Annotated in this window: 17 protein-coding genes, 1 tRNA gene and 1 pseudogene; 8 read left to right on the top strand and 11 right to left on the bottom strand. The window is 69.0% G+C overall.

Annotation, left to right across the window (positions count from 1 at the left end; all coding sequences use genetic code 11):
* Positions 1-33 precede the first annotated feature (33 nt).
* A complete protein-coding gene (locus HL658_RS35040) occupies positions 34-1,275 on the bottom strand; it encodes a hypothetical protein (protein ID WP_180283207.1) in 1,242 nt (413 codons plus the stop codon).
* Between the two features lie 533 nt (positions 1,276-1,808).
* Here HL658_RS35040 and HL658_RS35035 point away from each other — a divergent pair.
* From HL658_RS35035 to mrdA, 4 genes are all read left to right on the top strand, one after another.
* Positions 1,809-2,849, top strand: coding sequence for a rod shape-determining protein (locus tag HL658_RS35035; protein WP_180283208.1), 1,041 nt, complete (start codon positions 1,809-1,811; stop codon positions 2,847-2,849).
* 123 nt (positions 2,850-2,972) lie between these two features.
* Positions 2,973-3,848, top strand: coding sequence for a rod shape-determining protein MreC (gene mreC, locus HL658_RS35030; RefSeq protein WP_180283209.1), 876 nt, complete (start codon positions 2,973-2,975; stop codon positions 3,846-3,848).
* On the top strand, positions 3,845-4,357 hold the full coding sequence (gene mreD / locus HL658_RS35025; protein WP_180283210.1) for a rod shape-determining protein MreD: 513 nt from the start codon (positions 3,845-3,847) through the stop codon (positions 4,355-4,357). Before mreC ends, mreD begins: the two co-directional genes overlap by 4 nt.
* 19 nt (positions 4,358-4,376) lie before the next feature.
* A complete protein-coding gene (gene mrdA / locus HL658_RS35020) occupies positions 4,377-6,266 on the top strand; it encodes a penicillin-binding protein 2 (protein WP_180283211.1) in 1,890 nt (629 codons plus the stop codon).
* A gap of 10 nt (positions 6,267-6,276) precedes the next feature.
* Here the strand turns inward: mrdA and HL658_RS35015 are convergent, their stop codons facing one another.
* Both HL658_RS35015 and HL658_RS35010 read right to left on the bottom strand, forming a co-directional pair.
* On the bottom strand, positions 6,277-6,495 hold the full coding sequence (locus HL658_RS35015; RefSeq protein WP_180283212.1) for a hypothetical protein: 219 nt from the start codon (positions 6,493-6,495) through the stop codon (positions 6,277-6,279).
* Entirely contained in the window at positions 6,495-6,668 is a 174-nt protein-coding gene (locus HL658_RS35010; protein ID WP_180283213.1) for a hypothetical protein, read from the bottom strand. Before HL658_RS35010 ends, HL658_RS35015 begins: the two co-directional genes overlap by 1 nt.
* Positions 6,669-6,989: 321 nt before the next feature.
* On the opposite strand from HL658_RS35010, the gene HL658_RS35005 reads away from it, so the two are divergent.
* Positions 6,990-7,065: transfer RNA gene (locus HL658_RS35005), tRNA-Lys, on the top strand.
* Positions 7,066-7,183: 118 nt separating this feature from the next.
* On the opposite strand, the gene HL658_RS35000 is transcribed toward HL658_RS35005, so the two are convergent.
* On the bottom strand, positions 7,184-7,672 hold the full coding sequence (locus HL658_RS35000; RefSeq protein WP_180283214.1) for a Rid family hydrolase: 489 nt from the start codon (positions 7,670-7,672) through the stop codon (positions 7,184-7,186).
* A 94-nt stretch (positions 7,673-7,766) separates the two neighbouring features.
* Positions 7,767-10,967 carry a PAS domain-containing protein gene (locus HL658_RS34995; RefSeq protein ID WP_180283215.1) on the bottom strand — a complete coding sequence of 1,067 codons (3,201 nt, stop codon included), beginning with the start codon at positions 10,965-10,967 and terminating at the stop codon, positions 7,767-7,769.
* A 425-nt stretch (positions 10,968-11,392) separates the two neighbouring features.
* Here HL658_RS34995 and HL658_RS34990 point away from each other — a divergent pair, with 425 nt between their 5' ends.
* Positions 11,393-13,930 carry a carbohydrate-binding domain-containing protein gene (locus tag HL658_RS34990; RefSeq protein WP_180283216.1) on the top strand — a complete coding sequence of 846 codons (2,538 nt, stop codon included), beginning with the start codon at positions 11,393-11,395 and terminating at the stop codon, positions 13,928-13,930.
* A 60-nt stretch (positions 13,931-13,990) separates the two neighbouring features.
* Here HL658_RS34990 and HL658_RS34985 read toward each other — a convergent pair whose 3' ends face one another.
* From HL658_RS34985 to HL658_RS34965, 5 genes are all read right to left on the bottom strand, one after another.
* Positions 13,991-14,920 carry a histone deacetylase family protein gene (locus tag HL658_RS34985; RefSeq protein WP_180283217.1) on the bottom strand — a complete coding sequence of 310 codons (930 nt, stop codon included), beginning with the start codon at positions 14,918-14,920 and terminating at the stop codon, positions 13,991-13,993.
* Between the two features lie 105 nt (positions 14,921-15,025).
* Positions 15,026-15,454, bottom strand: a complete 429-nt coding sequence (locus tag HL658_RS34980) for a CBS domain-containing protein (RefSeq protein ID WP_180283218.1) — start codon at positions 15,452-15,454, stop codon at positions 15,026-15,028.
* Positions 15,455-15,782: 328 nt separating this feature from the next.
* Positions 15,783-16,256 (bottom strand): hypothetical protein, encoded by a 474-nt coding sequence (locus tag HL658_RS34975; RefSeq protein WP_180283219.1) that lies wholly within the window; start codon positions 16,254-16,256, stop codon positions 15,783-15,785.
* Positions 16,253-17,044, bottom strand: a complete 792-nt coding sequence (locus HL658_RS34970; RefSeq protein ID WP_180283220.1) for an NUDIX hydrolase — start codon at positions 17,042-17,044, stop codon at positions 16,253-16,255. The genes HL658_RS34975 and HL658_RS34970 overlap by 4 nt, the downstream gene beginning before the upstream one ends.
* Before the next feature lie 45 nt (positions 17,045-17,089).
* Positions 17,090-17,263: a hypothetical protein gene (locus HL658_RS34965; RefSeq protein ID WP_180283221.1), complete on the bottom strand. Its 174-nt coding sequence runs from the start codon at positions 17,261-17,263 to the stop codon at positions 17,090-17,092.
* A 302-nt stretch (positions 17,264-17,565) separates the two neighbouring features.
* Here HL658_RS34965 and pyk point away from each other — a divergent pair, with 302 nt between their 5' ends.
* Complete coding sequence (gene pyk, locus HL658_RS34960) at positions 17,566-19,026, top strand: pyruvate kinase (RefSeq protein ID WP_180283222.1); 1,461 nt, start codon at positions 17,566-17,568, stop codon at positions 19,024-19,026.
* Positions 19,027-19,084: 58 nt separating this feature from the next.
* Here the strand turns inward: pyk and HL658_RS34955 are convergent, their stop codons facing one another.
* Complete coding sequence (locus HL658_RS34955; RefSeq protein ID WP_180283223.1) at positions 19,085-19,627, bottom strand: transposase; 543 nt, start codon at positions 19,625-19,627, stop codon at positions 19,085-19,087.
* A gap of 221 nt (positions 19,628-19,848) precedes the next feature.
* Here HL658_RS34955 and HL658_RS34950 point away from each other — a divergent pair.
* Positions 19,849-20,457 (top strand): annotated as a pseudogene (locus tag HL658_RS34950) (helix-turn-helix domain-containing protein); the annotation flags it as partial.
* Positions 20,458-20,804 lie beyond the last annotated feature (347 nt).

Below are 20,804 nucleotides of genomic sequence, written 5' to 3'. Positions count from 1 at the left end.
CGGCCGGCTCCTGTCAAGCAGGCCGAACGCCGCTTACCGCCGCTCGGCCACCAGCCGGTCGGTCAACCGCTCGAACTCGCGCTTGAGCTGCTGGTTGTCGAAGACGCGGGGCGGCGGCAGCTCCAGCGTCAGCAGCGCATCGAAGGCCCGGCCGCTCTCGCTCATCATCGCCAGCATGTCGGCCGAGGCACGCACGGTGCGCCAGGTGTTCACCGCCACGTCGCGCTGCCGCCCCACCCGCTTCCAGGCGGCGGTCACAGCCTGGACCTGTTCCTCCAGCGTGCGCCGATAGAGCGACGCTGCCTGGAGCGTCAGATCCAGCGCCTTCATGTTGGCGTCGAGCTGGGCCGCCAGCACCCCGTCACGCTCGCGCCGGCGCATGTCGGCCGCCTCGGCGCGCGCCGCGCGCGCCTCCTCCTCCACCGCCGTCAGCCGGGGCATGTGGTGGTTGCGGACGGTGTCGAGGAAGCGCTCGTGCATGTGCAACGCCACCTCCAGCAGCACCGCGTACAGGCCGTAGTAGCGCCGGGCAACCTCGACCGACTCGTCGCTGCTGACGGTGGCGCGGTGCAGCTCCTCGTTCACCCGCCGCAGATTGTCATAGACCGTGTGCGCCGCCACCACATCGCCGGCGGTCGCCAGCCGCAGCAGCCCGTCCACCTGCTCGCCCGACAGCCGGATGCCCAGCGCCTCCATGCTGCGGGTGAACTCCTGCTTGGCCTGCTCGATGGCCGCGGTCAGCTCGTCCGCCTGCCGGCGGGCCTCGGCGATGCGCGCCGCCTGATCGGCGCGGGAGGTGGCGAAGGCGCAGGCGATCTGCCGCCCCACCCACGACGCGTCGGCCCCCGCGGCGTCGCAACGCTCCGCCGGCAGGGCGACCATGCCGGCGCGGAGGTCGGCAACCTCCCCCTCGCGCTCGGCGAGGCGCTGGCGCAACTCGGCGATGCGCGCGCGCAAACCGGTCGCCTCGCCGTCCGACAGGCGTTCCAGCGCCGCGTCGAGCAGACGGTTCAGGGCGTAGGACCGCTCCTCCACGGTCTGGTAGCGGCCGGCGGACACCGACCAGTCGGTCTGCCGCCGTTCCAGGATGTCACCGGCGGTGTCGTCGAGATCGGCCCACAGGGCACCGGCGGACGTCTCCCCAGCGGTGGCGGACACCACCGGCCCCGGAGCCGGTGGCGCCGGTGCCGACGCCCCGATGGCACCGCCCAAGCCCGTGCCGCCCACCATGACGCCCGCCGCCAGCAGCCCGCCCGCCAGGATGACCCGCAACATCCTCCGCCCCCGATCATCGTGGTCGCCTCAAGGACAACGGGAAGCGGCTCGACTCTGTGCCGCGGCGCGGATGGACAGGGGACCTTGTGGGTAGGACCGGCACCACCGGTGGGCGGGCATTGCGATGGGCCGGGACATGCGCTGTTGCGCCGGGCGGCGAATCCGCTTAGAAGAGCGGGCTTCCGCGCCTGGGATCCATGCGGACGGCAACGCCGGACAGTGGCGTTGACGGAAAATTAACCCTGAATGGCGAGTCTGCGACCCGTTCGAGGGCCGGTCCCGGAACATCCGGGAACGGGTGTCGACGGTCCGGGCCCGCCCGTGGTGAGGAAGACACCGCCGATGACCGCACCGACCGGTGCTCCGCCGAATGTTCAGGACTGCTCCCGGCACCGCAACGTCCACCGCGCCGTCACTCTTCCCTTGAGTGCGTGGGGGTGTTCGTCTAGGAAAACCCTGTCGGCCTTTTCCGCAGCCGGCCGCGTGCCCTTCGCTTCCGCCCTCTCAACCGATCAGAAGAAGTAGTCCGCTCCATGCTTTCCAAACTGCTCGGCGTGCTGTCGGCTGACATGGCGATCGACCTGGGGACGGCCAACACCCTGGTCTATGTGAAGGGGCGCGGCATCGTTCTGAACGAGCCGTCGGTGGTGGCCATCGCCAACGTGCGCGGCAAGAAGCAGGTGCTGGCCGTCGGCGACGAGGCGAAGATGATGCTGGGCCGCACGCCCGGCAACATCCAGGCCATCCGTCCCTTGCGCGACGGCGTGATCGCCGACTTCGAAGTCGCCGAGGAGATGATCAAGCACTTCATCCGGAAGGTGCACAACCGGCGCAGCTTCGCCAGCCCCCAGGTCATCATCTGCGTGCCCTCCGGCTCCACCGCCGTCGAGCGCCGCGCCATCCAGGAATCGGCGGAGGCCGCCGGCGCCCGCCGCGTCTTCCTGATCGAGGAACCCATGGCCGCCGCCATCGGCGCCGGCCTGCCGGTGACCGAGCCGACCGGTTCCATGGTGGTGGACATCGGCGGCGGCACCACGGAGGTGGCGGTGCTGTCGCTGGGCGGCATCGTCTATTCCCGCTCCGTCCGCGTCGGCGGCGACAAGATGGACGAGGCGATCATCGGCTACATCCGCCGGACCCACAATCTGCTGGTGGGCGAGGGCTCGGCCGAGCGCATCAAGAAGGAGATCGGTTCCGCCTGCCCGCCGGAGGACGGCGAGGGCCGCATCCTGGAGATCAAGGGCCGCGACCTGATGAACGGCGTGCCCAAGGAGTTGATCATCTCCGAGCGGCAGATCGCCGACAGCCTGGCGGAACCGGTGTCGGCCATCGTCGAGGCGGTCAAGGTGGCGCTGGAGCACACCGCCCCCGAGCTGGCGGCCGACATCGTGGACAAGGGCATCGTGCTGACCGGCGGCGGCGCCCTGCTGGGCAATCTGGACTTCGTGCTGCGCCACGCCACCGGCCTGCCGGTGTCGATCGCCGACGACCCGCTGTCCTGTGTTGCTCTGGGGACAGGGCGCGCGCTGGAAGAGATGAAGACGCTGCGAAACGTCTTGGTCAGCGCCTATTGATGGTGTATCCCTGACCAAGGCTCCGCTTGCCCTGCGATGTCGTGGGCCATGGTTGACGGACTTCATTGTCACACCATGGTCGAAGGGCGCCGGTCGGTCAGCGTTCCTTGACGGGATGATCCTGTGAAGCCACGCACATCCGGGTCCGTCGTGCGTTTTGCCGCGCCGCTGAAGGCTCTGGCCCAGCGTTTTTCTTTCCTGTTGCTTGTATTGGCGTCGATCGGCCTGATGATGGTGGGCAAGATCGACGCTGTGCTTGTCGACACCGTGCGGGCCCGCGTGACCGACGCCTTCGTGCCGATCCTGGACGCCTTCTCCCGCCCGGCGGCCACCGCCGCGCGCTTCGTGGAATCGCTGGTCGAGTACCAGAACGTCTACGAGGAGAACCAGCGCCTGCGCACCGAGAACGCCCGGCTGCTGCAATGGCGCCAGGCGGCGCTGCGGCTGGAGTCGGAGAACAACAGCCTGCGCACCCTGCTGAAGTTCAAGCCGGAGCCTGGGCTGACCTACATCACCGCGCGGGTGATCGCCACCCCCGGCGGTTCCTTCGTCCGCACGCTGGTGGTCACCGCCGGCAACCGCGACGGGGTGCGCAAGGGGCAGGCGGCCATCGCCGGGGCGGGCATGGTGGGCCGGGTGATCGAGGTGGGGGAGTGGTCGTCGCGCATCCTGCTGATCACCGACATCAACGCCCGCATCCCGGTGTCGCTGGAGTCGAGCCGCCTGCGCGCGGTGATGGCGGGCGACAATTCCGACCAGCCGCGGCTGCTCTACCTGCCGCCGGAGTCGCCGGTGGCGGTCGGGGACCGGGTGGTCACCTCCGGCCATGGCGGGCTGTTTCCGGCGGGCATCCCCATCGGCGTGGTGGCCAGCGTGGGCGAACGCGGCATCAAGGTGCAGCCGCTGGCCGAGCTGGGCCGGATCGAGCATCTGCGGCTGGTCGATTTCGGGCTGGGCAGCGGCCCCATCGAGACCGAGCCCGGCGCCGGCGCGAAATGACCATCACCTTCTGGCAGCGGATCGACCGCGCCGGGCGCAATCTGGCGCCGTTCGCGGTGACCGTGTTCCTGGTGCTGGTGGGCATGGTGCCGCTGCACCTGCCGCTCTACGCGCCGGTGGCGCCGGCTCTGGCGCTGATGGCGGTCTATTACTGGACGATCCACCGGCCGGACCTGCTGCGGCCCAGTGCGGTGTTCCTGATCGGGCTGCTGCAGGATCTGCTGTCGGGCAGCCCGCTCGGCCTCAACGCGCTGGTGCTGCTGGCGGTGCATTGGGTGGTGCTGAACCAGCGCCGCTATTTCCTGACGGGGACCTTCGCGCTGATGTGGTTCGGTTTCGGCCTGATCGTCCTGGGGGCGGCCTTCCTGCAATGGGCGGCGTATTCGGCACTCAACGCGACGCTGATGCGACTCGACACCGCGCTGGGCCAGGCCATGCTGACACTGGCGCTGTTCCCCATGTTCGCGTGGCTGTTCGTGCGCATCCACCGCGCCTTCCTGCACGGCTGACCGGAGAGGGGTCCCCATCATGGACCGCGACACCGACCGCTACCGCACCCTGACCCGCCGCACGCTGGTGCTGGGCGGGATCAAGCTGGGCCTGCTGTCGACGCTGGTCGGCCGGCTCTACTACCTCCAGGTCGTGCAATCGCAGAAATACACCATGCTGGCGGAGGAGAACCGCATCAGCCTGCGGCTGGTCGCCCCGTCGCGCGGGCCGATCGTGGACCGCTTCGGCGTGCCGCTGGCGGTGAACCAGCAGAACTACCGCGTGGTGGCGGTTGCCGAGCGCACCCGCAACCTGCACGAGACGCTGGACAAGATCTCCCAGATCGTGCCGCTGACCGACGCCGACCGGCGCCGGGTGATGCGCGAGGCGCAACGCAAGCGCCGCTTCGTGCCGGTGACGGTGCGCGAGAATTTGAACTGGGACCAGGTCTCCACCATCGAGCTGAACACCCCCGACCTGCCCGGCGTCTCCATCGAGGTCGGCGAGATCCGGCACTACCCCTTCACCGAAGCGACCGCCCATATCCTGGGCTATGTCGGCGCGGTGTCGGAGGCGGAGCTGCAGAAGGGCGACCCGGTGCTGTCCCTGCCCGGCTTCCGCACCGGCAAGAACGGCATCGAGAAGTACCACGAGAAGGCGCTGCGCGGCACGGCCGGCACCAGCCAGCTCGAGGTCAACGCCGTCGGCCGGGTGATCCGCGAGCTGTCGCGCGACGAGGGGCAGCCGGGACGCGAGGTGCAGCTCACCCTCGACGTCGGGCTCCAGCAGTTCATGCAGAACCGGCTGGGGCAGGAGAAGAGCGCGGCCGGCGTGGTGATGGACGTGAACACCGGCGGCATCTATGCGCTGTGTTCCCACCCCAGCTACGACCCCAACCAGTTCACCATGGGGATCAACGCCGAGCTGTGGGAGGATCTGCTGTCCAACCCGACCACGCCGCTGACCAACAAGGCGGTGGCGGGGCAATACGCGCCGGGTTCCACCTTCAAGATGATCGTGGCGCTGGCGGCGCTGGAATCCGGACTGGTCAGCAACCGTCACACCGCCTATTGCCCCGGCCATATGGATCTGGGCGATCACCGCTTCCACTGCTGGAAGAAGGGCGGCCATGGCACCGTGGACATGGTGGGCGGACTGCGCCATTCCTGCGACGTGTTCTTCTACGACCTGGCGCGCCGCATCGGCATCGACCGCATCTCGGAGATGGCGCACCGGTTCGGTATGGGAGAGAAGCTCGGGCTCGACCTGCCGCACGAGCGACCGGGCCTGATCCCCTCCATCGACTGGAAGAAGGCGGCGCTCGGCACCTCCTGGCAGCAGGGCGAGACGCTGATCGCCTCGATCGGGCAGGGCTATGTGCTGTCCACGCCGCTGCAACTGGCGGTGATGACCGCGCGCATCGCCAACGGAGGCTTCGCCGTCAAGCCGCATCTGACCAAGCAGATCCGGCAGGGCCCGGTCGAGCAGACCGTGTGGCCCAGCATCGGCGTTCGCAAGGAGAATCTGGACCTCGTCGTGCGCGGCATGAACGAGGTGGTGAACGCCCCCAACGGCACTGCCTTCAAGGCCCGCATCCCCGACGGTGGCATGGAGATGGCCGGCAAGACCGGCACCGCCCAGGTCCGACGGATCACCATGGCGGAGCGCAACACCGGCGTCCGCAAGAACGAGGATCTTCCCTGGCGCGAGCGCGACCACGCGCTGTTCGTGGCCTTCGCCCCGGTGCACGCGCCGCGCTACGCATGCTCCATCATCGTGGAACATGGCGGCGGCGGGTCCGCCGTCGCCGCCCCGATCGCCCGCGACATCCTGATCGAGTGCCAGAAGCGCGACCCCGGCCGCGCCGCCGTAGCCGAGGCCCCGCCGCCGCGCGGTCGCGACGGCGGGGGCCGGGACAGCGGAGGCTGAGGCCCCTCCCCTACATCCAATCGACCAGCAGCGGGCAGCCGCAGCAGGAGGTGGCGGTGCAGGCATCCGCCGCCGCCGCCCCGCGCCGTGCCGTCAGCGGGCACGCGGTCCGCGCTTTCGGGGCGGCCCGACGGCGACGCACCGGCGCCGCGATCGCCCTCACGGGTGCCGGGGGCGGCAGGAGCGGCACGTCCGGCAGGATGATGACGGAGGCGTCGAAGGGGGCCATCACGCAAGCTCCCGGCTTGGGGCGGCGGCCTCGGCGGCGCGGCGGAGGCGGCGGATACGGCCCAGCAGGGCCAGCAAGGCGTCGTCGGTGACGCCATCCCGGTCCATCAGGAGCCGGAGCGTGTCGTCGCGCAGGAGATCGGCCAGACGCGGCTCGGGGGTCGGATCGACCACGGCTCTTCCTCCCAATTCCAAGCATGCCCAACGGGATGGCGGAGCGTTCAACACCCACACTCTAAAGGCGTGCCACCACCGCAACCACGCATCTTCCGGCCGGGTGACCGCGCTCTTTCGTCGGAGCCTCGGCGGATGGTCATCCAGCGGTGCATAGGCTTCGGGACAGGGGAGAGAGAAGCGCCGGCCGGCGGAATCGCCAAGCCCGCATCATTTTCCTGTCGACAGCCCCGACGGCCTTTGCTATACCGCCGTCCTCGCTGACGGCCACGGCCGCAACGGCGAAGACGGCGGCTCAAATCGTCGTATGAAGAGTGCGATGGGTGTATAGCTCAGTTGGTAGAGCAGCTGACTCTTAATCAGCGGGTCCAAGGTTCGAGTCCTTGTACACCCACCATCTTCCTCAAGACTTCCACAATCGGTGAACGGTGACCGCGGCGCCTTGGGCGGCGCGGCCGGGTCGGGGTTGAGCCTGGCGGACAACCCCGAAGCGAGCCGATCGTGATGACGGCCCGTTACTTCCCCGCCGGGACCGCGGCCACCACGTCCACCTCGAACATCATGCCGGGCCGGGCGAGGGCGACGACCTGCAGGAAGGTGTGCGGGGGCAGCGGGATGCCGTCGAAGGTGTCCTTGCGGCACTGGCGCATCTCGTCACGGTAGCGCACGTCGGTCACATAGCTGGTGGCCTTGACGATGTCGGACAGGGTGGCGCCGTTGGCCTTCAGCGCGGCGGCGACCTTCGACCACGCGAAGCGGCACTGGGCCAGGAAATCGTCCTTGTGGCGGACCGACCCGTCGTCGGGATCCTCCGACCCGATGCCGGCGAGATAGATGGTCTTGGCCGGGCCGGTCACCGTCACCGCCTCGGAAAAGGCGCCCTTGGCGAATGTGCTGTAGTTGAAGTTCTCCTTCTTGAACTCCTCGGCCTTCGAGGCAGGGGCGGTCGCCGTGGCGGCCAGGATGAAAATCGATGCAACTGCCGTGCGGAGAGGCTGGGTCACGGGGTGGTCTCCTTCGGAGCGGTCGGTCGTTTCGGCGCCCGCCGACGGAAATCGTCAGTAGGCAAACGAGTTTTGCAGAAAGCGTGCCAATCCCCTACCCCGTCCGGCGCAGCAGCCCCAGCACCGACGCCCGCAGTTGACGCGGGGTGACCGGTTTGCGGACGACGGGAAGTCCGTGGGCCGCAGCGGCGCGCTCGCAATCCTGGCCGATCTCGCCGGTCAGGATCAGGCCCGGCACCCGCTGGCCGACCAGCGCGCGCACCCGCTCCACGGCGTCCGTGCCGACCTCGCCCTGGCGCAGGCGGTAATCGGCAACGACGATGTCCGGCACGCGGCGGACGGGGGTCAGCCGTTCGATCGCCTGTTCGGCCGAGCCGGCGGCGATCACCTCGTAGCCCCAGTCCCGGAACATGCTCTGCATGCCGACGAGCACCATCACGTCGTCGTCGATCAGCACCGCCAGGCCGCCGGGACCGCCGGCCTCGGCAGCGCCGGTGCCGGATCCGGTCCGCTCCGGCGCCACGGCGCGCGGCACCTCGATGGTGAAGACCGATCCCACACCGGGGTCCGACCGCACCGTCACGGGATGGTGGAGCAGGGTCGACAGCCGCTGCACGATCGCCAGCCCCAGACCCAGCCCTTGCGACCGGTCGCGCTCGCTGTTGCCGACCTGATGGAACGCGTCGAACACCCGCGGCAGATGCTCCGGCGGAATGCCGATCCCGCTGTCCTCCACCATCAGGCGGACCGCCCGCCCGTCGGCCGCGCAGGTCAGGCGGACGTGGCCGTGCGGCGTGTAGCGGATGGCGTTCTCCAGAAGGTTCCGCAGCATCCGTTCCAGGAGCACGGCGTCGCTGCGCACCGCCAACCCGCGGTCGTCGCACTCGACCCGGAGGTCCAGCCCCTTTCCGGAGGTCGCCGGGCCATAGGACGCGGCGAGCCGCGACAGGAACGGGGCGAGGGCCAGATCCTCCAGCTTCGGCACCACCACCCCGGCCTCCAGCCGCGACACGTCGAGCAGGCCGTCCAGCAGGTCCTTCAGCGTCTCCAGCGTGCGCTCCAGGGAGGCCAGCGGGCCGGCCCCGTCGGTGCCGCGCAGGTGCTGCTGCAGCACACCGGCGAACAGCAGGGCCGATTGCAGCGGCTGACGCAGGTCGTGGCTGGCCGCCGCCAGGAACTTCGACTTGGAGAGGTTGGCGTCGTCAGCCTTCGCCTTGGCCTCGCGCAGCGCCTGCTCCATGGCCTTGCGCTCGGTGATGTCGATGTTCAGGCCGCTCAGCCGGATGACGGCCCCGGTGCCGTCGCGCGCGGCGCGGCCGATGCCCAGGATCCAGCGGACACCCTCGCGCGGGTGCAGGATGCGGAACTCCGCCCGGTAGTCCGGCTGGACGGCCTCGGCCGCCGCGCGGGTGGTGCGGCGCACCGCCTCGCGATCGTCCGGATGGAGCAGCCCCAGGAAGCTCTGCTCCGTCGGCGTGAAGGCCGCCGGCTCGACCCCGAACAGCCGGTACATGCCGTCCGACCAGGTGGCGGTTCCCGTGCGCAGGTCGATGTCCCACAGCCCGGCGTCCGCCGCGGCGAGCGCGATGCCCAGCCGCTCCTCGCTGCGGCGCAGCGCCTCGGCCAGCGCCTGCCGCTCGGTGACGTCGATGTTGAGCCCGCGCGAGCTGAGCGGCGTGCCGTCGGCGTCGTAGGTGACGCGGCCGATGGTGGACACCCAGCGGACGCTGCCGTCCGCGTGGACGACGCGGTATTCCAGCAGGAAGTCCGGCCGCCGTTCGGTGAAGAGCTGCTGCCGGCTGGACAGGCTGGCGGCCTCCAGATCGTCGGGGTGGACGACCGTCACCCAGACCGCGTTGCTCGCCGCGCAGGTCGCCGGGTCGAGCCCGAAGATGCGGCAGCTCTCCTCCGACCAGTGCCCCAGCCCGGTGCGCAGATCCCATTCGAAGGTGCCGGCGTGGGCGGATCGCAGCGCGAGGCTCAGCCGGTCGTTGCTCTCCCGCAGCGCCTCCTCCGCCCGCTTGCGGCGGCTGATGTCCAGCAGATAGACCGACATGCCGTCGTCCGACGGGAAGGCGCGCATCCAGAACCAGCGGCCGGTGCGCGTGCCGTGGAACTCGGCATCGACCGGCCGGCCATCGACCATGGCGCGGTGGGCGAGGTCCCACAGCGGGCTGTCCACCAGCTCCGGGAACTCGTCCCACAGCACCCGCCCCGTCACATCGCGCCCATCGGCGATCAGCGCCCTGGCCCTGTCGTTGAGGTAGGTGAAGCGCCAGGACCGGTCCAGCTCGACCACCCCGTCCACGGTGCTCGCCAGCACCCGGGCGGTCTTCAGCGCGCTCTCCTCCGCCCGCCTCTGCGCCCGCACCAGCCGGCCGATGCCCCACACGGCACCGGTTCCCGCCACCACCAGCACGCCCGCGAAGATCAGCAACGAGCGCCCGGCGGCGGCGTTGATCCGGCGCAGCGCCACCGACCTGTCGAGCCCGACCTCGATGAAGGTGTCGCGGTTGCCGACGCCCAACGGCGAATAAGCGGTGATGCGGGTCACGCCGTCGATGCCCGTCAGCGCGGACACGCCCTTCGCTCCGGCCTCCCAGAGCGGCCGGTACCGCTCCGGCAGGGGCTGCCCCGACAGGCCCGGCAGTTCCGGCACCCGGGCGAGCACCGTGCCCGAACGGTCCGCGATGAGAACGGTCGCCCCCGGCGGCAACGGCGTCTGGGCGAGATAGCGCTCCAGCCAGCGGACGCTGAGAAGGATGACCACCACCCCATCCGGCGCCCCGTCGTCCGTCCGGAACGAACGGGAGTAGGAGACAACAGGCAATCCGCTGACGCGTGACAGCAGATAGGGGCTGGACACGACCTCGTCCACGTCCAGCGCCTCGCGGAAATAGGGACGGTCGGCGAAGGAAAGCCCGATGGTCCGCGGCTGGGTGGCGCATCGGACGACGCCATTGCGATCCAAGGTCTGGATCGCGAGGTAGGGCGGGAAGCGCTGCCTGATCCGCGCCAGCGTGTCGTTGCAAGCCGCTGCGTCCAGCCGGCCTATGCCCATTTCGGTCAGGACCACAAGCATGTGGTGGATGTCATCGGAAATCCGTTGCTGTTCGGCGTCGACCAGATCGAGAAGGCGCCGGGCGTCCTGGCCGACCTCCCGCTCGCGCTCCGCCCGCATCTCGAACACCGCATGGAGCTCGAAGGCCAGCAGCGGCAGCGCCACCAGCAGCAACAAGCCCAGCAGACGACGAACCGGCCATCCGGAAAGGGCGGCCGGGCTCCATCCATTCACCGTCTTCCCTCCTCCCCCCGACCGAGCTGCGGCTTGCTACGAAACACTGCGAAAGTCGGTCGCCAATTCGTGCCGCACCATAGCACTCTTTTGTATGTCCCGATAATCCTTCATTGGACCGGGCCGCAATTCCCAGATGGCGACACAGATTTCGCAAGAAGACATCGCCCATGCCCGGTCGTCAAAAAACAAGAATTCCACAACCATTCTAATGGCGATCGGAAAATTACACCCTATCGAAGGTGTTAGCCGGGTTCCCCAACGGCCTGACATCTTCACGAAGGAGCATCGCCAGCCGAAAACCATCACAGGTCATGGAGCGCCCGACTCTCTTAAGGTCTTGGCAACCATGAGCGGATACGGACCGCGGGTCCGCTCCGGCGGGCCCGGCGGACGGCTCCGCGCTTGCCTTGGAGGGAATTACCGTGACGCAACTCGGTGTCTATGTCGGCAACTCGCCGGACGGGGTGAAGGCTTTCGACGAGTGGCTGGGCCGCCCGGCGGATCTCGTCGCCGCCTACATCGGCCGTGCATCCTGGGCCGACTTCACCGGCAGCGCCAAATGGGCCGCGGATCTGTGGGACGGGATCCATCAGCCGGTCATGTGGTCCGTCCCCAACATGACCAACGCCGGCAACCTGGAGGCCGCGGCGCGCGGGGAATACAACAGCCATTACGTCGAGGTCGCCAGGACCCTGGCCGCGGACGCGCCGGACGGCGACATCCACATCCGCACGATGTGGGAGTTCAACGGCGGCTGGTTCCCCTGGAAGGCCGCAGGCCGCGAGGGCACCTACATCCAGGCCTGGAAGGAGTTCGTGGACAGCTTCCGCTCCGTCTCCGACCGCTTCAAGTTCGAGTGGACGCCCAACCACGGCGACATGGGCATGAACCCGGAGAAGGCCTATCCCGGCGACGACTATGTCGACGTGATCGGGATGGACGTCTACTACAACCCCGCCTGGCACCCGAAGGACCCGGAACAGGCCTGGGACCGCATCGTCAACGAGGCCTACGGCCTGCGCTGGCACCAGGAATTCGCCGCCGCCCACGGCAAGAAGACCGCCTATTCCGAATGGGGCCTGTCCACCGACGAGTCCGGGCCGCTGGTCAAGCATTTCGCCGACTGGTTCGCCAAGCACGACGTGGCCTACACCGGCTACTGGAACTCCAACATCGACTTCAAGGGCAAGCTGGACAACGGCCAGTACCCGACCATGTCGGAGGTCTTCCGCGACGAGTTCGGCGGCGCGCCCAAGAACATCGTGGAGGGCGGCGCCGGCGACGACACGCTGCACGGCACCGACCGCAGCGAGAAGATCGACGGCGGTGCCGGGGCCGACGGCATGCACGGCGGCGCCGGCGACGACAGCTACTACGTGGACAACGCCGGTGACCAGGTGGTGGAGGCGGCCGGCCAGGGCACCGACGAGATCCGCAGCACGCTCGCCCGCACCGAGCTGCCGGACAACGTCGAGAACCTGACGCTGCTGTCCAACGGCAACCAGACCGGCATCGGCAACGCGCTCGACAACCGCATCGTCGGCGGCACCGGCGACGATGTGCTGGACGGCGGCGCCGGCAAGGACGTGCTGCGCGGCGGCTCCGGCGACGACAGCTTCGTGATGCGCTCCGGCAACGGCCGCGACACCATCGTCGATTTCCAGGGCGGGGCGGGTGCCGGCGACGTCGTGCGGCTGGAGAGCTACAGCCTGCGCAGCTTCGCCGACGTGCAGGGTGCCTTGGAGCAGTACGGCAAGGATGCGGTGCTGAACCTGCCCGGCGACGACGTGCTGACCTTCACCAACCGCAAGGTGGAGAGCTTCGCCGCAGACGACTTCACCTTCGGCGGCACGCCCCCCGCCCCGCGCCCGGCCTGGAACCCGGAGGCGCCGCAGGCGGCCCCCACCGGCACCCAGTATTCGCGCAGCGGCACCGGCAACGCCGACACCATCACCGGCAACGATCTCAACGACTACATCAACGGCGGCGGCGGCAACGACTCCATGATCGGCGGCAAGGGGCACGACGTCTATGTCGTGGACCAGCCCCGCGACGTGATCGTCGAGCAGGCGAACGAGGGCATCGACCGCGTCGATAGCTGGGCGAAGTCCTACACCATGCCCGCCAACGTCGAGCACATCACGCTGATCGGCGGCTACGCCCAGTCGGCGACCGGCAACGCGCTCGCCAACCGGATCACCGGCGGTTCCGGCAACGACGTGCTGAACGGCATGGGCGGCAACGACCTGCTGACCGGCGGCGGCGGCAAGGACAGCTTCGTCGTCCGCAACGGCACCGGCCACGACGTGGTGGCCGATTTCAACGCCGCGCAGGGCGACGTGGTGCGGCTGGAGAATTACGGCCTGTCCGGTTTCGATCCGATCCGGGCGGGGCTGAGCCAGCGCGGGGAGGACACGCTGCTGAGCCTGGCCGGCGGCGACACGGTGCTGTTCAAGGGCACCACGGTGGCGCAGTTCAACGCCGACGACTTCATCGTCAGCGGCGCTGCCAGCCCGGCCCCCGCTCCCGAACCCCAGAGCCCGGCGCCCCCGGCCCCCACCCCATCGACCCCGGCCATGCCGGAGACGGTGGCGTTGACCGTGCGCGCCTCCGGCGATGCCTGGAAGGGGGACCCGATGGTCAAGGTGCTGGCCGACGGCAAGCAGATCGGGTCCGTCACCAGCGTGACCGCCGACCATGCTGCCGGGGCTTGGCAGGACATCGCCTTCACCGCACCATCCGACATCGCGGAACTGCGCATCCAGTTCCTGAACGACGATTGGGGCATGCGCCCCGACCTTGACCGCAACCTCTACATCGACAAGGTCATCGTCGGCGGGGCGACCTTGCAGGCGGAGGACGCGCTCTATGTGCGGTCCACCGGCAGCGAGCTGCTGGGCGACGATCAGAAGATGACGCACAACGGATCGCTGGTCTTCGACCTCGATTCCGTGGCCTGAGCGACGCCCGTCACCGGCCGGGTCGGGTGGGACCGGGTCGGGTGGCGGGCGCCGCCCGCCTCAGCCGTCGAGCAGGGCCGCCAGATGCGCGGCCGTGCAGTCGCGCAACGCCGCCAGGTCGTAGCCGCCCTCCAGCGCCGAGACCAGCCGCCCACCGCACAGCCGGCCCGCGGCGCGCACCAGCTCCGTGGTGGCCCAGGCGAAATCCTCGGCCTCGAAGTTGAGGCTGGCGAGCGGGTCGCTGCGGTGGGCGTCGAAGCCGGCGGAGACCATCACCAGATCGGGCCGGAACGCCTCCAGCGCCGGCAGGACCTTCGCGGCGAAGGCCTCGCGGAAGATCTCGCCGTCGGTGCCGGGCGGCAGCGGCACGTTGACGATGTTGCCGTAGCGCCCGCGTTCCCCCGCCGCCCCGGTGCCGGGGTAGAGCGGGTACTGGTGGGTCGAGGCGAACCACAGCTCCGGCCGGTCCCAGAACATGGCCTGGGTGCCGTTGCCGTGATGGACGTCGAAATCCACCACCGCCACCCGCTCCAGCCCGTGCCGGTCGCGGGCGTGGGCCGCCCCCACCGCGATGTTGTTGAAGACGCAGAAGCCCATCGGCCGCGCCTGCTCCGCGTGATGGCCGCAAGGCCGAACGGCGCAGAAGGCGTTGTCCGCCTCCCCCGCCAGCACGGCATCGACGGCGGCGCAGACGGAGCCGGCGGCGCGCAGCACGCCCGGCCGCGAGGTCGGCGACAGCACGGTGTCGCTGTCCAGCCGCAGCCAGCCCTGGGTGGGGAAGGACTCCAGCACGAGGTCCACGTATTCGTGGTCGTGCACCGCCTTCAACTGTTCGGGCGTCGCCATCGGCGCCTCGCGCCGCTCGACATGGCGGAAACGCTCCTCGTCGAGCGCCTGCCACACGGCGCGCAGCCGGTCGGGCCGCTCCGGGTGGCCTGGGCCGGTGTCGTGGGCAAGGCAGTCGGGGTGGGTGAAGACGAGCGTGGTCATGGGTCAACTCTCCGCCGCAAACGCAACCGGCCGCCCCGCCGCCACCGCCCGCGCCTTGCGGACGGGGCGCCGGGGCGGCGTCCCTCCCGATGATGGCAGACCGGATCAGGCCGCGGCAGGCTGGAGATGCTCCCGCGTCTGGTCGAGCTGCAGGCGGATCAGGTCGCGGACGCTGACGACACCCACCAGCGTAAACCCGTCGAGAACGGGAATGTGCCGGATCGAATGCTCGTCCATCAGCGACAGCACGCGCTCCATCGGGTCGGACGGGGTGCAGGTGATGGGGTTGCGGGTCATCAGCGCCGAGACCGGCTGCTTGAGGATGCCGGGGCCCTGATCGACCAGCCCGCGCACCACGTCGCGCTCGGAGATGATGCCGACGACCGTGTTGCCCTCGGTGCGGCAGACGTCCTTGACGACCAGCGCGCCGATGTTCTCGACCTTGAGCAGCCTCAGCGCGGTTTCCACCGTCTCGTGGACCCGGACCATGTTGATGCGGGTGCCCTTGTTCCGAAGAATGTCTTCGACCTTCATGTGCTCCTCCCCTGGGCGCTTGGTTGGGGTGACGTGGCTGGGCAATTCGGGTCCGGGCTGATCGTCAGCGGGACGTACAATGATCTTGGCATATGGTATGCCAGATGTCAACATGATGATGGGGCGCTCACCGGGATGCGGCTCGCGTCACCCCGGTGGTGGCGGAACGATGCTTGAATCACGGGAAGGTGCGCGTCGTGCAAGACACAAGGATTCGCCGCCCAAGGCGAGCGGCCATTAAGAACGCTTTCTCTTCCCAGCCGCACCGGACAACATTAGGTTAGCCGATTCATGATTAAGCGGCGATAATCCAAGCCGTTATACGGCTTCAACGACAAGCAACGATCGCACTGAAAGTCATTCCAAACGAACTTTTATTATGGACTTTCGTAGCAACCAGGTCATAATCGTCTGGGCAGATATCGTCAGTTTTTACCTTGCCCGCAACGGCCCGCTCTATAGCGCCGGCGTCTGTAGAACTGGTACCCACAGAGAAGGTGTAAGCCCCACGGCCATCGGGAAGCAGGATCCATATTGGAATAGTTCCGCTGCTGCACCCGACCAAGAACACCGTCAACACCAGACAAACGCCACGCATCCCCGCCGTCCTCCCATCCACCTTGAACATGCACAGCGCCACAGCCCAACCGCCAAAAAGCTCAACGCGGGAAGACGGCGCGTCCGGCAACGCCCTGAGCACCACAAGAAGCTCTGGAATCGCGTAGTGCGATAGTACCCGCGCAATCAGCATCGCGGAATGGAAATCGAACGCCGGATTGACTTCGGAAAACGTGCCTTTCACCCCAACCGCACCAACTCCACGGGCAGTTCGGCCGGGTCGTAGCCGGCGTCGACGGGGATGCGCAGGACCGGGCCGGCGGGGGTGTCCACGCGGCGCGGCAGGATGGGGCGGATCGGGCGCCGACCGGCCGCGGCCAGGGCTTCGGCGACGCTGCCGAAGGCGGTCAGGCGCATCAGGTTCATGCGGGTGGCGAAGACCAGCCGGACGGTGCCGGCGTCGGCCCGCGCCAGCAGCGCGCGTGGGGTGGCCCACAGCCCCTCCACCGCCTCCCGCCGGTCGAAGGACGCGGTCTGGCCCGGCGGTGCCGCGGCCAGGAAGAACAGGGTGTCGAAGCGGCGGTGCACCCACTCCGGCGTCTGCCAGCGCGCGAAGGGCAGCAGCCGGTCGGCGGCGAGTTCCAGCCCTTCCCGGCGCATCTGCTCGAGGAAGGGCGGACAGCCGGATTCACCGCCCCACCCCGACCGCGCGCGCACCCCGGTCACCGCGGCTTCATCGATCAGCGGCCCACCACCCGCCGGGCGGGCCAGCAGCAGGCCGCATTCCTCGAAGGTCTCGCGGATGGCGGCGATGCGCGACGCGTGATCATCCCCGGTGCCGGGGCAGAGGTCCGCCCAAGCGGGATCGCCATCCGCCGGATCGATGCGGCCACCGGGGAACACCGTCGCTCCGCCAGCGAAGGCCAGGGCGTCGTGGCGGCGGATGACATAGACCTCCGGCCCGTCGGCGCCGTCGCGCAATAGGATCACCGTCGCGGCGGGCCGCGGCTGCGCAACTACGTCCGATGGCACGCGTTGCCCCCCTCCGGTCCCGACGGCCGGGATCGGGACCCGCCGCTAATAGGTGTACCAGAGCAGGGCGTTGAGCGTGCCCAGTTCGGCCGCCCCGGCGCCGGTGATGACCATCTGCCCGGCCGCCGCGACCAGCCCGTACAGGAGCGGGCGCGCGATGACGCCGAGCAGCGTCGGCGCGCCACCCGGCGGTCTGGGTTTGGACGTGACTGGACCCATGGCTGACCTCCCCGTCGTTGTCCGAGCGCCGTCGCCTTGACCCGGCGTCGCGCCGCACTCCCCCTGCCGTCTGCTGTTGCAGCTGCGAAACGATGTTGCATCGCAGGGCCCGCAAACGTTTTCCCGCAGCCAGTATCGACAGGAAATTGTTCGCGTCACAAGCAAATTCCCGGGGTTCCCGACGCCTTTTCCGGCTGACGGAAAAGCCGGTCCCGCCGCTTTGCCCTCCACCGGCACCGGCCCCAGCATCCGGCCCCGACGTCTCCCCCCTCACCACCGGGGCGAGCAACCGGAGCGAACCCATGACCCGCGAACGCAGCACCAAGATCGTCGCCACGCTGGGGCCGTCCAGCTCGACCTACAGCCGGATCTTCGCGCTGGCCGAGGCGGGGGTGAACGTGTTCCGGCTGAACGCCAGCCATGGCACCCAGCACGACCACGCCGAACGCTACCGCCAGATCCGCGCGGTGGAGGACACGCTGGGCCGGCCGCTGGGCGTGCTGCTGGATCTGCAGGGGCCGAAGCTGCGCGTCGGCACCATGGCCAACGGCCCGGTGACGCTCCAGCGTGGCGACCGCTTCCGCTTCGACCGCGACCCGACGCCCGGCGACGGATCCCGCGTCTCCCTGCCCCACCCGGAGATCTTCGCGGCGGTGGAGCCGGGGCAGAACCTGTTCGTCAACGACGGGCACATCCGCCTGCGCGTGCTGGCCCGCGACGCCGACCGCATCGACACGGAGGTGACGGTCGGCGGCACCCTGTCCGACCGCAAGGGCGTGAACGTCCCCGACACCGCGCTGGCGCTGGGCGCCCTGTCCGACAAGGACCGCGCCGACCTGCGATTCGGGCTGGCGCTGGGGGTGGACTGGATCGGGCTGAGCTTCGTGCAGCGCCCCGACGACATCCGGGAGGCGAAGGCGCTGATCGGCGACCGCGCCCACATCATCACCAAGATCGAGAAGCCGGCGGCGCTGACCCACCTGCGCGAGATCGTCATGCTGTCCGATGCGGTGATGGTGGCGCGCGGCGATCTGGGCGTCGAGCTGCCGCCGGAGGATGTGCCGGGCCTGCAGAAGCGCATCATCCGCCTGTGCCGCAACCTGGGCCGGCCGGTGATCGTCGCCACCCAGATGCTGGAATCGATGATCGGCGAGCCCACCCCGACGCGGGCCGAGGCGTCGGACGTCGCCACCGCCGTCTATGACGGGGCGGACGCGGTGATGCTGTCGGCGGAATCGGCCAGCGGCCGTTACCCGGTGGAGGCGGTGGAGATGATGGACCGCATCGTCACCCGGGTGGAGCGCGACCCGCTCTACCGCACCATCATGGACGCCGAGCACCCGCAGCCGGAGGCCACCACCTCGGACGCGCTGTCGGCCGCCGCCCGCCAGATCGCGGAGACCATCTCCGCCGCCGGCATCGCCACCTTCACCACCACCGGCTCCACCACGCTGCGCGCCTCGCGCGAGCGGCCGAACGTGCCGATCCTGGGCTTGAGCGCCCGGCGCGAGACGGCGCGGCGGCTGGCGCTGGCCTGGGGGGTGCGGCCGATCTGGACCGACGACGTGTCCAATTTCGGCGAGATGGTGGAGCGCGCCTGCGTCATGGCGCTCCAGGAAGGCATCGGCACCGAGGGCCGGCCGCTGGTGGTCACCGCCGGCGTCCCCTTCGGCACCCCCGGCCGCACCAACGCGCTCCGCGTCGTCACCATCGAAGGCGGCGGGACCGTGACGGCGGTGCGGCAGACGATGGCGACGGCGTGAATCCCCCTCGCCCGCCTCCGGCGGGAGAGGGAAGGGGCCCGCGCCAAAGGCGGGGGAGCTACTGTGTCTTCCAGGGGTTGGCGTGGCGCCATGGTTGGCGGTCTCGGAGGATAGCGTTGAGGGTTACGATCATTTTTCGCGTGAAGGCGACGGTGGCGATTTTTTTGGATTTTCCGCTGTCGACGAGTCGCCTGTAGAAGTCGCCGAGGGGAGATTTGCTGAGGGCTGCGGCGCGGCGGGCGGCCTTGTAGAGCACGGTGCGCACGGCGGCACTTCCGCCGGCAATGCTGCGGGTTCCCTTCAGTGTACCGCTGTCGCGGTCGAACGGTGCCAAGCCGACCAGAGCGGCGATGGCGCGTCGATCAAGGGAACCCGGCTCCGGCAGGAGGGCCAGCAGGGTGACGGCGGTGACCTGCTTGACCCCTTTGACGGTCTTGGGCCGCACGAGCTTGTCCTCGGCGTCCGGAAGCGCTGGAACCGCCTCGAGGATCAGCGCCTCGGTGTCGGCGATCTGGCGTTCGATCAGCGCCAGGCGCTTGGAGTTCTCGGCGCTCAACGCGGGTTTCGGCAGCCTGCGCGTAACGGGCAGTGAGGCGGGCATCGATCCGATCGTTCTTGGCGTTCCGGCCGAGACTGCGCGCGTAGAGCCGGACGCGCAGTGGGTTGACCCTGTGGACCACCACATTGGCTTCGAGCAATGCTTGGCGCACCCCACGCTCGTAGCCATCACGCGCCTAGAAGCTGCAGAAGTTTAGACTAAACCTGACAACTGGGTAAAATGGCGGGGAGATTGCCGCCGGGGTGGACATCGGGAGCTCCCCGATGACCAAGGACCAGACGGTGATTCGCGGCAAGGTCGGTGTGCTGGAACTGGCGAAACAGCTCGGCAATGTCAGCCAGGCCTGCCAGATCATGGGTAGCAGCCGCGAAAGCTTCTACCGTTTCAAGGAGCTGTACGAGACCGGCGGCGAGGCCGCCCTCCAGGAGATGTCTCGCCAATACAAACCATTGCCGAAGAACCGCGGCGGTCCGGCGATCAAGGCGGCGGCGGTGGAGTTGGCCACGGACCAGCCGGCCAGGGGGCAGGTGCGGGTTGCCAACAAGCTCAAGAAGCGCGGCATGAGCATTTCTCCCTTCGGCGTGCGGTGCGTGTGGCAGCGTCACGACCTGGAAAACATGAAGAAGCGCCTGAACGCCCTGGAGGCCATGGTCGCCGGGACCGGCGCCGTGCTCACCGAGGCCCAGGTCGTGACTCTGGAAAAGGCCAAGGCTGACAAGGAGGCCCACGGCGAGTTCGACAGCGAATGTCCAGGCTATTGCATCGCCCAAGACACGTTCCATGTCGGCACCCTGAAGGGGGTGGGACGCGTCTACCAGCAGACGGTGATCGGCACCTATTCCAAGGTGGCCTTTGCCAAGCTGTACGACCGCATCGAGGTCCTGCGTGGCCCCGCCGACCTGTTCCAGGGCCAGGGGCAGCCCGGCCGGCGAGACCGGACGGCTTCGTTGTCGATTTTCGGCCGTCGGGCAGGATCGCAATGTCTTCGACGACGTCATGCATCAGACGAAGCGCGTCGGCTATGGCACCGTCGGGATGGACATCACCGAGCACACACGACCCTCTCCCTGTCCGGCACCTATCAGGTCATCGAATGCTGGTGTTTTTGTCGCTATCGTGTGCCAACGGCCGTGACACATGAAAAAGCCCGCCAGAGCGAGGCTAAGCGCCTGATCTGACGGGCTTAATTTGGTTGCGGGGAGAGGATTTGAACCTCTGA

This window comes from Azospirillum oleiclasticum (genome assembly GCF_013423485.1).
GTDB classification, from domain to species: domain Bacteria; phylum Pseudomonadota; class Alphaproteobacteria; order Azospirillales; family Azospirillaceae; genus Azospirillum; species Azospirillum oleiclasticum.
The sequence above is the reverse complement of the archived record's forward strand: the minus strand, read 5'-3'. Positions and strand labels throughout refer to the sequence as shown.